General features: G+C 71.6%; 11 protein-coding genes. 5 read left to right on the forward strand and 6 right to left on the reverse strand.

All coding sequences use genetic code 11. The features are described from left to right. Positions 1-394: 394 nt before the first annotated feature. A complete protein-coding gene (locus tag ACFC1W_RS13060; RefSeq protein WP_375993219.1) occupies positions 395-2,059 on the forward strand; it encodes a Mur ligase family protein in 1,665 nt (554 codons plus the stop codon). A 98-nt stretch (positions 2,060-2,157) separates the two neighbouring features. Here ACFC1W_RS13060 and dxr read toward each other — a convergent pair whose 3' ends face one another. Beyond that, the gene (gene dxr / locus ACFC1W_RS13065) at positions 2,158-3,246 is read right to left on the reverse strand and encodes a 1-deoxy-D-xylulose-5-phosphate reductoisomerase (protein ID WP_375993222.1); all 1,089 of its coding nucleotides are present in this window, start codon (positions 3,244-3,246) and stop codon (positions 2,158-2,160) included. A gap of 21 nt (positions 3,247-3,267) precedes the next feature. Further along, positions 3,268-4,230, reverse strand: coding sequence for an FKBP-type peptidyl-prolyl cis-trans isomerase (locus ACFC1W_RS13070; RefSeq protein WP_375993224.1), 963 nt, complete (start codon positions 4,228-4,230; stop codon positions 3,268-3,270). A 187-nt stretch (positions 4,231-4,417) separates the two neighbouring features. On the opposite strand from ACFC1W_RS13070, the gene ACFC1W_RS13075 reads away from it, so the two are divergent. Continuing rightward, positions 4,418-5,134: a lysophospholipid acyltransferase family protein gene (locus tag ACFC1W_RS13075; protein WP_375993986.1), complete on the forward strand. Its 717-nt coding sequence runs from the start codon at positions 4,418-4,420 to the stop codon at positions 5,132-5,134. On the opposite strand, the gene ACFC1W_RS13080 is transcribed toward ACFC1W_RS13075, so the two are convergent. Further along, positions 5,103-5,606, reverse strand: a complete 504-nt coding sequence (locus ACFC1W_RS13080) for an OsmC family protein (RefSeq protein ID WP_375993227.1) — start codon at positions 5,604-5,606, stop codon at positions 5,103-5,105. The genes ACFC1W_RS13075 and ACFC1W_RS13080 overlap by 32 nt on opposite strands. 51 nt (positions 5,607-5,657) lie before the next feature. Between ACFC1W_RS13080 and ACFC1W_RS13085 the strand changes: the two genes are divergently transcribed. The 3 genes from ACFC1W_RS13085 to ACFC1W_RS13095 all read left to right on the forward strand — a co-directional run bounded on the left by ACFC1W_RS13085 (position 5,658) and on the right by ACFC1W_RS13095 (position 8,230). Beyond that, positions 5,658-6,647 (forward strand): asparaginase, encoded by a 990-nt coding sequence (locus ACFC1W_RS13085; protein WP_375993229.1) that lies wholly within the window; start codon positions 5,658-5,660, stop codon positions 6,645-6,647. A 56-nt stretch (positions 6,648-6,703) separates the two neighbouring features. After that, the gene (ald, locus tag ACFC1W_RS13090) at positions 6,704-7,819 is read left to right on the forward strand and encodes an alanine dehydrogenase (RefSeq protein WP_375993231.1); all 1,116 of its coding nucleotides are present in this window, start codon (positions 6,704-6,706) and stop codon (positions 7,817-7,819) included. 123 nt (positions 7,820-7,942) lie between these two features. Further along, a complete protein-coding gene (locus ACFC1W_RS13095) occupies positions 7,943-8,230 on the forward strand; it encodes a hypothetical protein (RefSeq protein WP_375993234.1) in 288 nt (95 codons plus the stop codon). 28 nt (positions 8,231-8,258) lie between these two features. Here the strand turns inward: ACFC1W_RS13095 and ACFC1W_RS13100 are convergent, their stop codons facing one another. The 3 genes from ACFC1W_RS13100 to ACFC1W_RS13110 all read right to left on the reverse strand — a co-directional run bounded on the left by ACFC1W_RS13100 (position 8,259) and on the right by ACFC1W_RS13110 (position 13,811). Then, positions 8,259-9,824, reverse strand: a complete 1,566-nt coding sequence (locus ACFC1W_RS13100) for an APC family permease (RefSeq protein ID WP_375993237.1) — start codon at positions 9,822-9,824, stop codon at positions 8,259-8,261. Between the two features lie 31 nt (positions 9,825-9,855). After that, positions 9,856-12,753: an FtsK/SpoIIIE domain-containing protein gene (locus ACFC1W_RS13105; protein ID WP_375993240.1), complete on the reverse strand. Its 2,898-nt coding sequence runs from the start codon at positions 12,751-12,753 to the stop codon at positions 9,856-9,858. 65 nt (positions 12,754-12,818) lie between these two features. Further along, positions 12,819-13,811 carry a PP2C family protein-serine/threonine phosphatase gene (locus tag ACFC1W_RS13110; protein WP_375993242.1) on the reverse strand — a complete coding sequence of 331 codons (993 nt, stop codon included), beginning with the start codon at positions 13,809-13,811 and terminating at the stop codon, positions 12,819-12,821. Positions 13,812-13,820 lie beyond the last annotated feature (9 nt).

Consider the following 13,820-nt stretch of genomic DNA (forward strand, 5'->3'; position numbering starts at 1 on the left):
AGCGCCCAGAGACCGGCGACGCGGGGCGGTGTGCGCGCTGGGCGCCCTGTCCGCGCCCTGCCCCGCTCATGCCGAATCAGGGGATCTGGCGAAAACAGGACGATTCCCCGCAAGACGTCCTGCGTACGCCGAATCTCCTGATCTGGGCGACGGGCAACCGGCGACCGGCGGCGCGGCGGCCAGGCGACGGGCAACGGGCGACGGGCGACGGGCACCGGGCACCGGCGACGGGCGCGGAGTGCGTGCGCGCGCTGTGGACGGGCGTGGAGTGCGGTGCGCGCGCTGTGGACGGGCGTGGAGTGCGGTGCGCGCGCTGTGGACGGGCGTGGAGTGCGTGCGCGCGCTGTGGACGGGCGTGGGGTTCAGCCCCTCCGGATGAGAGGATGGAGGCGCCATGCCGACCGACGCGCTTTCGAATCTTCCGCCTGTCCTCCGACCGGACGCGCCGCCCGTTCACACCCTCGACGAACTGGCCGCACGCTTCGGCCTCGAGGTGCGCGGCGAGACCGCCGGGGTGACGCTGACGGGCGTGACGCTCGCGACCGCCGACCTCCGCCCCGGCGACGTGTTCGTCGCGGTGCGAGGCGTCAACCGTCACGGCGCCGAGTTCGCCGCCGCCGCCGCCGAGAAGGGCGCCGTCGCCGTCGTGACCGACACGGACGGTGCCGAGCTCGCCGCGACCAGCGGGCTCCCCGTCGTGCTCGTGGACGACCCGCGCGGGTTCCTCGGCGACCTGTCGGCGTGGGTGTACAGCACCGGACGCGACGACCACCTGCCGATCCTCTTCGGCACCACCGGCACGAACGGCAAGACGAGCGTCTCGCACCTCCTCGAGGGCATCCTCGGTCAGCTCGGCGCGGTCACGGGCCTCTCCTCGACGGCCGAGCGCCACATCGCGGGGCAGGTGATCGTGTCGCGTCTCACGACTCCCGAGGCGTACGAGATGCACGCGCTCCTCGCGCTCATGCGCGAGCGCGGGGTCGAGGCGGTCGCGGTCGAGGTGAGCGCGCAGGCGCTCAGCCGCCGTCGTGTGGACGGCATCGTGTTCGACGTCGCCGGGTTCACCAACCTCACCCACGACCACCTCGACGACTACGCCGACATGCGCGAGTACTTCGAGGCCAAGCTGCCGCTCTTCCTGCCCGACCGCTCACGTCGCGCTGTCGTGTGCGTCGACTCCGAGCAGGGCGCGGAGGTCGTCGCGCGCAGCCAAGTGCCGACCGTGACCGTGGGCACGCCCGCGTTGGCTTCGGATCCGGATGCCTCGGCCGACGCCGACTGGGTCGTCGAGATCCTCGACGAGCGCCCTGTGGGCACCGAGTTCCGCCTCACAGCTCGTGACGGCCGCAGCCTGACCACCCTCGTCCCGGTGATCGGCCGGCACATGGCAGCGAACGCCGGCCTCGCGATCGTGATGATCCTCGAGGGCGGTTACGCATGGGACCGCCTCGTCGAGACACTCGACGGCCACCGCATCGAGGCGTATCTTCCCGGGCGCACCGAACTGGTCTCGGGCGAGACGGGCCCCGCCGTGTACGTCGACTTCGGGCACTCCCCCGACGCGTTCGAGAAGACGCTCGCCGCAGTGCGGCGCGTCACTCCAGGCAAGGTCGTGATGCTCTTCGGCGCCGACGGCGACCGCGACGCAACCAAGCGCCACGACATGGGGCGCACCGCGGTCGAGGGAAGCGACATCCTCATCGTCACCGACCACCACCCGCGGCACGAGAACCCCGACTCGATCCGCGCGACGCTGATCGAAGGCGCGCGCCGGGCTCAGCCCGATGCCGAGATCCTCGAGTTCTCGCCGCCCGAGCGGGCGATCCTCGAAGCGGTCGCGCTCGTCGGCGACGGCGATGCGATCCTCTGGGCCGGCCCCGGTCACCAGGACTACCGCGACATCCGCGGCGTGCGCACCCCGTACTCGGCGCGCGAGCTCGCTCGTCGCGCGCTGCGCGGCGCCGGATGGCCGGTGCCCGAGCCGCACTGGCCCGTGCCGTATCCCGCCGACGAGACCCCGGCCTCCGACCCCGAGCGCCCCGCCTACCCCGCGTCGTAGCGCCCGCGGGTCGAAGAGCGGCCCGCACCGCTCGCGCAGCGCCTGTCCCGCCCGCCGGTCGGGGCGGCACGCAGTCGATCAGCGGGAAGGGCGAAAGGTCACGCGGAGACGGCCGCGATCGCGCGATCAGCGGCCTCGCGGGCCCAGCGCTCCGCCTCGGCGAGCGACTCGCGCGTGAGGGTGTCGGGTGCCTCGTGCTGCTCGACCACGCGTTCGACGGTCTCGACGATGCCGGTGAAGCCGAGTCGCCCCTCGTGGAACGCGTCGACCGCCTGCTCGTTGGCGGCGTTGAACACGGCGGGGAACGTCCCGCCGGCCCTGCCGACGCGCTTCGCCAGCTTCACCGCCGGGAACGCCTCCTCGTCGAGGGGCTCGAACGTCCACGACGTCGCGGTCGTCCAGTCGAGCGGGCGCCCGACGCCCGAGACGCGGTGAGGCCAGTCGAGCCCGAGAGAGATCGGAAGCCGCATGTCAGGCGGCGACGCCTGGGCGATCGTGGAGCCGTCGGAGAACTCGACCATCGAGTGGACGATCGACTGCGGGTGCACGACGACGTCGATCTCGCCGTACGGCACCTGGAACAGCAGGTGCGCCTCGATGACCTCGAGCCCCTTATTCACCAGCGTCGCCGAGTTCGTCGTGACCACGCGGCCCATGTCCCATGTCGGGTGCGCCAGCGCTTGGGCGGGTGTGACGCTCGCGAGCGACTCCTTGGAGCGACCGCGGAACGGACCCCCGGACGCGGTGAGCACGAGCCGCCGCACTTCGGGCCGGTCGCCCGAGCGCAGCGCCTGCGCGATCGCGGAGTGCTCTGAGTCGACGGGCACGATCTGACCCGGCTGGGCGATCGCCGTCACGAGATCGCCCCCCACGATCAGCGACTCCTTGTTCGCGAGCGCGAGCGTGCGCCCGCGCTCCAGCGCCGCGAGCGTCGGTCCGAGCCCGACCGACCCGGTGATCCCGTTGAGCACGACGTCGGCCTCGACATCCCGGACCAGCTGCTCGGCCTCATCCGCGCCGAGCGCGATGCTCTCGACCCCGAACTCGTCGGCCTGCGCCTGCAGCACCGCACGATTGGAGCCGGCCGACAGGCCCACGACCTCGAAGCGTCCGGGGTTGGCCCGGATGACGTCGAGTGCCTGGGTGCCGATCGAGCCTGTCGAGCCGAGGACGAGGACGCGCCGCATCCGATCAGCCTACCGAGCGGGTTACTGCGCCGGAGTCTCCGCGGGCTGCACGCCGAGGATGTCGACGACGAACACGAGGGTCTGGCCCTTGAGGTCGGCGTCGTTGATCTCACCCTCGCCGTAGGCGACGGCCGGCGGCAGCACGGCGATGACCTGCGAACCGACGGTCTCACCGACGACCGCGTCGGTGAAGCCCTGCACCACGCCGCTGCCCGCGGTGAACGAGAACGGCGCACCGCCCCAGCTCTCGTCGAACACCTCGCCGGTGTCCCACGAGACGCCGTGGTACTGCACCAGCACCCCGTCGCCGGCGGCGACCACGGGACCGTCACCCTCCTTGAGGGTGGCCTTCTCGAACTCGGTGGGCGCGTCGCCCTCGGGCAGCGTCACGGTGGGGGCGCCGTCGTCGGCGAGCTCGACCGTGGGCAGACCCTCCGCCGGGTCGACCGGGTCTCCCCAGGCGGCATTCGGAACGACCTCGAGCAGGTCGACGACGTAGACCTCGGCGGCGCCCTGCTCGGTGGCCGGGAACGCAGCGACGACCCGGGTTCCCGGCGTCGCGCACCCGAGCAGCTGGCCGAGCGGGTTGTCGCCCGAGATCTGCTGCGGCAGCACGGGCGCGTCGTCGTAGCCGAACGAGCCGAGCTCCTCGCCGGTCTCGGCGCTGAACGCGGTGAGCGCGTAGGTCACGAGGTCGCCGGCCGCCACCGGGTCGCCCTCACCCTCCGAGACGACGGTGCTCTGCAGCTCCTCCACCTCGAGCGGCGCCGAGAAGGTCGCGGTGGACTTCTCGCCGACTTCGCCCTCGACGGTGATCGAGTCGCTGGCCGCGCCCGACGGCGCCGCGGCGGCGCAGAGGTCGGCTGCAGCACCGCTGGTACTGGGCGCGGGCGTGGCGTTGGGGTTCGCGCCGCTGGCGCAACCCGCCAGCAGTACCGCGGAGAACGCGGCGACGGACAGGGCGGCGATCGGGCGAATGCGCACGGTGAGACCTCGAGTCGATTGCAGGGGAAGTCCCCATCCTCCCCCATCTTTGCTTTGCCTGCGCTGAGAAGTCGCCATGCCGATAGCGGAATGGAATCGGGAGTACCCTCGACGGGTGACTTCCGACCTGGTACCCGAAGCGGACGAATCGCCCGCTGTCGCACCTCCGGAGGCTCCTGCGACCCGAATGGGCGCCACCTACTTCCTCGGTCGATTCGTGCTGACCCCGACCGCGCGCCTCGTGTACCGCCCGCACATCGAGGGCCGAGGCAACGTGCCCAAGAGCGGGCCGGTGATCTTCGCGAGCAACCACCTCTCATTCATCGACTCCATCGCCATCCCCGTGGCCGCTCCGCGCCCGGTGCACTTCCTCGCGAAGGCTGACTACTTCGAAGGCACCGGCTTCAAGGGCTGGGCCTCGCGCGAGTTCTTCACGGCGATCGGCGCCATCCCCGTGCGGCGCGGTGCGGGGCAGGCCGCCCTCGACGCTCTCGACCAGCAGCGCGTGCTGCTCGAGCAGGGCAAGGCCGTCGCCCTGTACCCCGAGGGCACGCGATCGCTCGACGGCCGCCTCTACAAGGGCCGCACCGGCGTGGCCTTCCTCGCCCTGCAGACCGGAGCCCCCGTGGTCCCGGTCGGCCTCATCGGCACCGACGACGTCATGCCCGTCGGCGCCAAGCGTCCCTCGCGGCAGCACCGCGCGACGGTCAGGTTCGGCGAGCCGCTCGATCTCGCCCACCACGGCCCCGCCAGTTCCGGCAAGGCGCGCCGGCTCGCGACCGACGACATCATGAGCGCGATCCACGCCCTGTCGGGCCAGGAACTCGCCAACGCCTACAACGAGGCGCCCGCGCAGAACCCGATCGAGCGCATCAAGCAGGTCCTGCCGCACGAGCGTCGCTGATCCCTGCGACCACGATCGTCGGTTCGTGCCGCACCGGGAAGTTCACCGAGTTCGCGATGAAGCACCACTCGTTCGCCTGAGCGTGCGCGGCGGTCGCGGCATCCACCATCGACTCCTCCGCCACCGTCACGCGAGGCCGCAGCACCACCTCGCGGAAAGCTCCTCCGCCCCGGCCGTCCTCCACCATGAGCCCGGACGCGTCGTCCTCATAGCCGACCACGACCACACCCGCCTGGACGCAGGCGTGCAGGTAGGAGAGCAGGTGGCACTCGCTGAGCGAGGCGAGGAGGAGGTCTTCCGGATTCCACTTCGTCGGGTCGCCGCGGAAGGGCTTGTCAGAGGATGCCTGCAACGTGGGCTTGCCCTCGATGTCGATGGCGACCGCACGGTCGTAGTCTCGGTAGCCCGAGGTGCCGGTGCCCCGATCTCCGGTCCACGTCGTCCGGACGGAGTATCGATGCTCTCCCCACATGTGCACAGTCTGTCATGCAGTCGCCGTCGGCCACGGCGATAGGCTGGCTGGGTGCCGCAGACCTTCGCCGCAGCCGACGCCGTCGAGCTCGCCGTCGTCGACCGCAGTGGCTTCATCGAGTCCCGCCACTCGGGAATCGCGATCGTCCTCGCACCCGACGGCACGATCCACACCAAGCTGGGCGATCCGTCTGCGCTGATCCTTCCGCGGTCGAGCCTCAAGCCGCTGCAGGCGCTCGCGTGCCTCGCGGCAGGCGCCCCGCTCGAGGGCGAGCGTCTCGGTCTGGCGACCGCGAGCCACTCCGGCACCGACCGTCACGTGGCGGTCGTGCGCGACATCCTCGGGGCGGCAGGTCTCGGCGAAGATGCGCTGGGCTGTCCGCCCGCGTGGCCGGGAGACACCGCCACTCGCGACGAGCTCGTGCGCGAGCGCTCCGAACCCTCGCGCGTCCGCATGAACTGCTCGGGCAAGCACGCAGCGATGCTCCTGACCTGCGTCACGAACGGCTGGGATCCGGCCGGCTACCTCGCTCCCGAGCATCCGCTCCAGCTCCACGTGCGCGAGGTCATCGAACGTCTCCTCGGCGAGAAGGCGGCGGCCACCGCCATCGACGGCTGCGGCGCCCCCGTGTACGCGACGACCCTGTTCGGGCTTGCACGGGCCATCCACCGCATCGGAAACTCGTCGCCGACGTCGCCGTTCGCACTGCACCGCAGCGCCGGCACCCTGGTGCAGGCGGTGCGCGAGAACCCGTGGACGATCGACGGGCCCGAGCGGCCCGACACCATCGTCAATGAGCAGCTGGGCGTCTTCGCCAAGGGCGGCGCCGAGGGCGTGATGGTGATGGTCGCGCCCGACGGCACGACCGTCGCCCTCAAGATGCTCGACGGCAACGGCCGCGCCGCCACAGCCGTCGGGCTGCGCCTCCTCGAGCGCGCCGGCGCCCTCGGCTCGACCGAGGTGGCGGCCACGATGCAGAGGCTTCCGCTGTCGATCCTCGGCGGCGGGCAGAGTGTCGGGGCGATTCGCCCCGCCTTCTAGAGGCGCTCCCACAAGGAGCCCGAGCGCTCCAACGGCGGAGCGGAAAGGATCACACGATGAGGATCAGCGTCCCCACCGAGGTGAAGAACAACGAGTACCGGGTGGCCCTGACACCCGCCGGCGTTCACGACCTCGTCGCCGCGGGCCACGAAGTGTTCGTGCAGCGCGGCGCCGGAGCCGGCTCGTCGATGCCCGACAGCGAGTACGAGGCCGCCGGAGCCACCCTCCTCGACGATGCGGCGGAGGTCTGGGCGCGAGCCGAGCTGCTGCTCAAGGTCAAGGAGCCGATCGCGAGCGAGTACCCGTACTTCCGCGACGACCTGGTGCTGTTCACCTACCTGCACCTGGCGGCGGACCGGCCGCTCACCGACCGCCTGGTCGAAGACCGCGTGACCGCGATCGCGTACGAGACCGTCCAGGTCGCGGGGGGTGGCCTCCCGCTGCTCGCCCCGATGAGCGAGGTCGCCGGTCGTCTCGCGCCGACGGTCGGCGCAGCGACGCTCATGCGCTCCGCCGGCGGACTCGGCCTGCTGATGTCGGGGGTTCCGGGCACACGGCCGGCTCGCGTGACGGTCATCGGCGGCGGCGTCGCCGGCGCGAACGCGGCTGTGATCGCGGTGGGCATGGGCGCCGACGTCACGGTGTTCGACACGAACGTGCAGCGCCTGCGCTACCTCGACGACCACTTCCAGGGTCGCATCAAGACCGCAGCATCCAACCCGTTCGATCTCGACAAGGCCGTCGTCGACTCCGACCTCGTCATCGGCTCGGTGCTGATCCCCGGCGCGAAGGCGCCCAAGCTCGTCACGAACGAGATGGTCTCACGCATGCGGCCGGGCAGCGTGCTCGTCGACATCGCGGTCGACCAGGGCGGCTGCTTCGAGGACACCCGCCCCACGACCCACGCCGACCCGACCTTCCCCGTGCACGGAAGCGTCTTCTACTGCGTCGCGAACATGCCGGGCGCCGTGCCCAACACGTCGACCTCGGCGCTCACGAACGCGACCCTCCCCTATATCCGCCAGATCGCGCGTCGCGGCTGGAAGGACGCACTGCGAGCGGATGCCGCGCTCGCGGGCGGCCTGAACATCGTCGACGGCCGCGTGGTCAATGCCGGCGTGGCGACCGCGCACGGTCTCGAGCTCGCGACCCTGGAGTCCGCGCTCGCCTGATCCGCTCGTCTCATCGCCCGGTGGCCGGGGTCCTCACAGGATCCCGGCCGCCGCCGGCTGCGGACCCCATGGCGGCCCCTCGGTGCGCGGCGTAGCATTTGGCCGAGAATCGAGGTACGTCTCATGGTGCTTCTGCGGATCCAGCATCCCGTCGGAGATTTCGAACGGTGGAAGGCCGCGTTCGACAGCGACCCGCTCGATCGTCGCGGCTCCGCCGTGCGCGGCTATGCGGTGCATCGCGATGCGGATGATCCGGCCGTCGTGGTGATCGATCTCGAGTTCGACGAGGTCGACGCGGCCCGTGCGATGCTCGCTCGGCTGGAGTCGATGTGGTCCTCTCGCCCCGCGGGAATCGCCGCCGAGCCGCGGACCGCGGTGCTCGAGACGGTGGAGCGCGTCGCCCTTCAGTGAGCCGCCGGTTGGCGGATCGTCGCCGCGATCACGCGAGACCGCCGTCGATCGAACGGCTGAAGTCCGCCGGGTCTTCGGGCACGAGCACCGGGGTGTCGCGGTTGAGGCTCTCCCCGCGGAAGAACGGCTTCGCCCGCGGGAAGAAGAACCACAGCAACATCAGGAGCACGCCGAACGCGAGCGCGCCGACGCCCATGACGAAGGTGCCGCCGACACCGAGCAGCACCGAGTAGCCGTAGTCCACGTCGAACATGTCGATCGCCGACTGGACGAACGCGTACGTCAGCATGAGCGCGCCGAGGAGCGGCAGGAGGAACTTGTAGAAGAAGTTCCGGGTCGACGTGAAGAGCTCCCGCCGGAAGTACCAGACGCACGCGTAGCCGGTGATGGCGTAGTAGAACGCGATCGCGAGCCCGAGCGACAGGATGGAGTCCTGCAGGATGCTGTCGCTGATGAGCACCATCCCGACGTAGTAGACGATCGCCACGACGCCCATCACGAGCGTGGAGAACGACGGCGTCTTGTACGTGGGGTGCACGGTGGCGAACTTGCGCGGCAGCGCCTTGTACGCCGCCATCGACAGCGTGCCGCGCGCGGTCGGCAGGATCGTCGTCTGCGTGGAGGAGATCGCCGAGATCATCACAGCCACCACGAGCACCCAGCCGACCGGACCGAGGAGGCCGTCCTTGATCGCGAGGAAGAAGTCGTCGGCGTTCGCCTCGTTGCCGAGGCCGGTGCCCGTCTCCCCCAGGCCCGCATACATCATCGCCGCGACCGTGACGCCGACGTAGGTCACCAGGAGGATGACCGTGGTGAGCAGCGCGGCCCGGCCGGGGATGCGCTTCGGGTCCTTCGTCTCCTCGTTGAGCGCCAGGCATGTGTCCCAGCCCCAGTAGATGAACAGCGCGAGCAGGATCGCCTCGATGAACCCGCCCCACTCGGTGAAGGCGAACGGGTTGAACCATGACCAGTCGAACGGCGTGGCGTCGGGCGCCGACCCTGCGAAGTAGTGCCAGAGCGCCGCGATCACGAAGATCGCCAGGGCGAGGTACTGGATGGCGAGCAGAACGTTCTGGATGCGCTCGCCGATCTCGACACCGCGCCAGCTGACCCAGGTCATGGCTGCGATGAAGACGACGCCGGTAGCGGTGACGAGCGGCACGCTGTCGGAGAGCAGGGCGTCCTCAGACGAGCGGACGACGCCGTCGATCAGAGCCCAGAAGTAGATGCCTGCGATCTGAGCCAGGTTGGCGAGGACGACCATTCCTGCGACTGCGACGCCCCAGCCGCCCAACCAGCCGACCCAGGGACCGAAGGCCTTGGTGCCCCAGGTGAACGTCGTGCCGCAGTCGGGCACCGCGTTGTTGAGCTCACGGTAGGCGAAGGCGATGAACAGCATGGGGATGAACGCGATGACGAAGGCGATGGGCGCCTGGGCGCCGACCGCGAGCACCACGAATCCGAGCGTCGCGACGAGGGAGTAGACGGGAGCCGTCGAAGCGAGCCCGATGACCGTGGAGCCGAAGAGGCCGAGCGTGCCGGTCGCGAGTCCCTTGCCCTGCGGACGTTCGAGGTTGATCGGGGTTGTAGACACACCGTGACGCTATGACCCGGTCGGAGGGTAATCAAGGCCACGCGTGAGGACGGTTCGGCCGGACCTGGGCCGAAGGAAGGACGATGCGGACGGCGTCGCCTCCGGCCGAGATCAGCCACGCGCGACCGCGGCCGGGCTCGCAGTACGGCGGGAGGGTGCGAGCGCTGGTCAGCAGCCGGAACTCGGCGGCGCAGGACGTGTCGACGACGAGGTCGTGGTCGCCGCGCGCGTCGGCGAGCAGCCGCCAGTGCCGCTGCCAGTCGTCGGGCTCGCCCACGACCACGACCGGGCCCTCCGCGATGACCGCGGGGTCGGCGGCGTAGCCGTCGACGGAGACGGAGCGGACACCGCGCCGCTTCCACTCGCCCAGCGCCGCCCGCGCCGCGGGCGAGCGCCGCGTCGCGAACGCGGTCAGCGGAGCCGACGGGCACCAGTCCGGCGCCGGATCGGGCACGGGGCGCGGGAGCGGCGGTGCGAGTGCGACCTGCAGCGACGTGCCGTCGAGCGCCCCGCGACCAGGCGGCGCGTCGGGGTCGAACGCGGCGGGGTCGCCGCCGGCGGCGATGTGCTCGGTACGCGTCGGGAACGGCAGCAGCAGTCGCTTCGGGAAGAGGTCGGCGATCCTCGCCACGGCGCCGGCGAGGCGATGGGCGCTGGCTGCGATCAGGAGGCCGTCCGACCCCGCGCGACGCACGAGATCCTCGATGCGCTCGATCGCGACCTGCGCGTAGTCGGGCGGGAGCCGCATTGCGACGGCATCGAGGTCGTCGATGCACACGACCGAGCCCGGCGGTGGCGGTTCTGCGGTGAGCGTCGCGATGGCGTCCCACATCGGCTCGGGCGCGGCCGGGATCCGTATCACCGCCGAGGGAGCCTGCGCTGCGGCGAGCGCGACGGCGTTGGTCAGCCCCGCTGCGGGACCGCCGAGCACGAGGAGTCCGCGGTCCTCGATGCGGACGGTGGCGGCACGCTGTCGCTGGAGGTGCGGTTCGTCGGCGAGACCGAGCAGCAAGACCTCGCCGTCCGCCGCGGGCCGCGCGAGTTCGGCGAGCTCCGTCAGCGTAAGCCGCTCAGGGAGGCCGGGGAGCCACGGTCGACGCGGACGCTCGGCGCCGCCGCGTGCCGCTGCCGCCTCGACGTCTGAGGGTCCGGACAGCGCGATCCGCACGGGTCGCGGGCGGGCGTCGCCCGCCCGGCGCAGCAGGGCATGCCCCCTCCCCGCTGCTCCGCCCGGCAGCAGCGCGGCTTCATCGGTGCCGAGGAGACTTCGGCTGTCGGCGGCGTCGGTCACGCGCAGACTGATGCGCAGCGGGCAGTTCGCGAGCAGGCTGTCGCGGATCACCCCCGCCGCGCGCTGTGTACCCAACACGAGATGGATGCCCAGCGCACGCCCGCGGGCGGCGACATCGGCGAAGACGGCGTGCAGTTCGGGGTGATCGCCGAGGAGAGCGGCGAACTCGTCGACGACCACCACCAGTCGCGGCAGCGCGACCCGCGGGTCGAGGATGTCGCGGGCGCCGGCAGCGGCCAGTTTCCCCTCGCGCCACCGCACTTCGGCCCGAAGGCTCTCGATGGCGCGCCGAGCGCCGGCGCCGTCGAGGTCGGTGATCACACCGGTCACGTGCGGCACGCCGGAAAGCGACTCGAACGCGGTTCCCCCCTTGAAGTCGGCGAGCAGGAACGCCACCTCCCGCGTCGAGCGCGTGCGGCACAGCGCGAGGATCCAGGTGATGAGCAGTTCGCTCTTGCCCGACCCCGTGACGCCTGCGACCACGGCGTGCGGGCCGTCGGCGACGAGGTCGACGACCGCCGGCTCCCGCCCCTCGAGGCCGATCACCGCCGCGAGACCACCCTGCCGGCCGGCCTCGACCGCCGCGAGTTCGGCGGTCGCTGCGAGATCGGCGAGCATCACGGGCCCGCTGTCGCGGCCCCTCAGGCCCAGCACGCGCTCTGCGCGCTCGGCGAGCATCGCCGCGACGGCAGCCGCCTGCTCCACCGCGAGCGCCTCGACGTCGACCTCCGACGCATCCGCACCGCGCTCGACGGTCGCCCGATGCGGGGCGTGAGCGGTGATCACGGTGCCGCACTGCGGTGGCAGCGGGTCGCCGGGCGCAGAGCACGCGATCACGATGTCGGCCTCGGGCGGCGCGGTCGCTCCCGGGAGGACGACCGCCAGGCGCCGCGGCGCCCCCACCGCACGATGCGGAAGCGCCTCCATCCAGGCGAGTTCGTCGGGCAGCGGGCCGACGACGGCGAGTTCTCCCGGCGGCAGAGCGAGGCAGAGCTGGACGACGAGCGCGCGCTGCACCGCCGCGGCGACCACAGCTTTCCCCACCACCACGACCCCGGCGTGCAGGGATGCGGTGACCGGCGCGTTCGACAGGCGCGACGACCGCGCCCGGAGCGCACCCGCACGCGCGTCGCCGTCTCCACCGGTGACCCGTACCTCGCTCGCGATCTCGCCCTCGCCGACCACGAGGAGGTCGTCACGGCCGGGTGATCTGCGCCAGACCTCGTCGTCGCGGCCGAGGAAGGACGCGACATCCGGATGCCGTGCCCACGCACGCCGGCGCTCCTCGTCATGCCGTTGTGCCACCGTCTGGGCGACCTCGGCGAGCGCGCGCGCGGCAATGGCCCGGTGCCGGCGGCGGTCGCGGCGCGCACTGCGGGCGGCGTCGGCGAGGGTGGCGACGGCGATCAGCGGGCCGAGTGCGGCGAGCCACAGAGACAGGATCGAACCCGTCACCAGCCACAGGCCGACCGCACCGACGATCGGGACGACCGCCGCCACCACCGGGAGCGGTGGCCGGGAGGGCGCCGTCCACGCCGACGGCAGGTTCAGCGGTTCGGGGGCGGCCGGGTCGGCGAACGAGACTCCGTCCGCCCTGGCAGGGCGAGGAGTGGCGAAGCGAGCGGGGGCGAAGGACACGCCTCAGTCCAGCGCGGCGCGGGCGAACCGGGTCCGCGAGGCCGCCGATCGGTGGACGGCGGCGGTCAGTCCCGGCCTGGGGAGGAGTCGTCCCCGGCCGCAGCAGCGCCATCGCCAGCACCGGCCGCAGCAGCGCCATCGTCAGCACCATCGGCAGCAGCGCCGTCGCCAGCAGCGGCGTCGGCCGCGGCATCCCGACCGTCACGCTCGCCATCGACACCCGCAGCCGTTTCGTCCGCGGCAGCGCCCGCATCCGCGTCACCTTCACGGACGTCGTCCGCACCGGCGCCCGACGCCGAAGCGACGTCCAGCACGATGATCGTGATGTTGTCGCGACCGCCGTTCTCGAGCGCGGCGTCGAGCATCGCGTTCACGGCGTCGGCCGGATCGGCGTTCTCGTCGAGGAAGTGGCGGATGCCGTAGTCGGTGAGCTCCTTGGTGAGCCCGTCGGAGCAGATCACGAACCGGTCGCCCTCGGCGACGTCGAGACGCACGTAGTCGGGCGTGACGCCCTCACTCGGCCCGACGGCACGCGTGATGACATTGCCGTACGGGTGATTCTCCGCTTCTTCGGGGCTCAGTCGTCCGGAGGCGATGAGCTCCTGCACGACGGAGTGGTCGGTGGTGATCTGCACGATGGCGCCGTCGCGCACGAGGTACACACGCGAGTCGCCGATGTTCAGGGTGACCCAGTGCGCGGTGTCGCCGCTCGTGTCGAGGTACAGCCCGGTCAGGGTCGTGCCGGTGCCGTCATCTGTCGCCTCGGGGTGCGACGCGATGTCTTTCACCGCACGGGCCAGGGCCTTCTCGATCGCCTTCGGCGTGACGGCGCCCGCGTCGGCCACGACCTTGAGCCGATCGATGGTGCTGGCACTGGCGATCTCGCCTCCGACGTGACCACCCATGCCGTCGGCGACGACGAAGAGCGGGTACGAGGCGAACATGGCGTCCTGGTTCACCTCGCGCCGGCGACCCGTGTCGGTGACCGCGGCCCACGCCAGGTCGATGATCCCACCCGGCACGGGCACCGAGAGCGACTGGGTGGATACTTCGGACACGCCGTCGTC

The sequence above is a fragment of the Microbacterium sp. NPDC056003 genome, from assembly GCF_042274785.1.
In the GTDB taxonomy this organism is placed as follows: Bacteria; Actinomycetota; Actinomycetes; order Actinomycetales; family Microbacteriaceae; genus Microbacterium.

Excerpts from the sequence above, each read along its gene's own strand:
- ACFC1W_RS13095 (WP_375993234.1), top strand. The coding sequence starts at position 7,943 with ATGGTGCTTCTGCGGATCCAGCATCCCGTCGGAGATTTCGAACGGTGG.
- dxr (WP_375993222.1), bottom strand. The coding sequence starts at position 3,246 with ATGCGGCGCGTCCTCGTCCTCGGCTCGACAGGCTCGATCGGCACCCAG.
- ACFC1W_RS13060 (WP_375993219.1), top strand. The coding sequence starts at position 395 with ATGCCGACCGACGCGCTTTCGAATCTTCCGCCTGTCCTCCGACCGGAC.
- ACFC1W_RS13075 (WP_375993986.1), top strand. The coding sequence starts at position 4,418 with ATGGGCGCCACCTACTTCCTCGGTCGATTCGTGCTGACCCCGACCGCG.
- ACFC1W_RS13080 (WP_375993227.1), bottom strand. The coding sequence starts at position 5,606 with ATGTGGGGAGAGCATCGATACTCCGTCCGGACGACGTGGACCGGAGAT.
- ald (WP_375993231.1), top strand. The coding sequence starts at position 6,704 with ATGAGGATCAGCGTCCCCACCGAGGTGAAGAACAACGAGTACCGGGTG.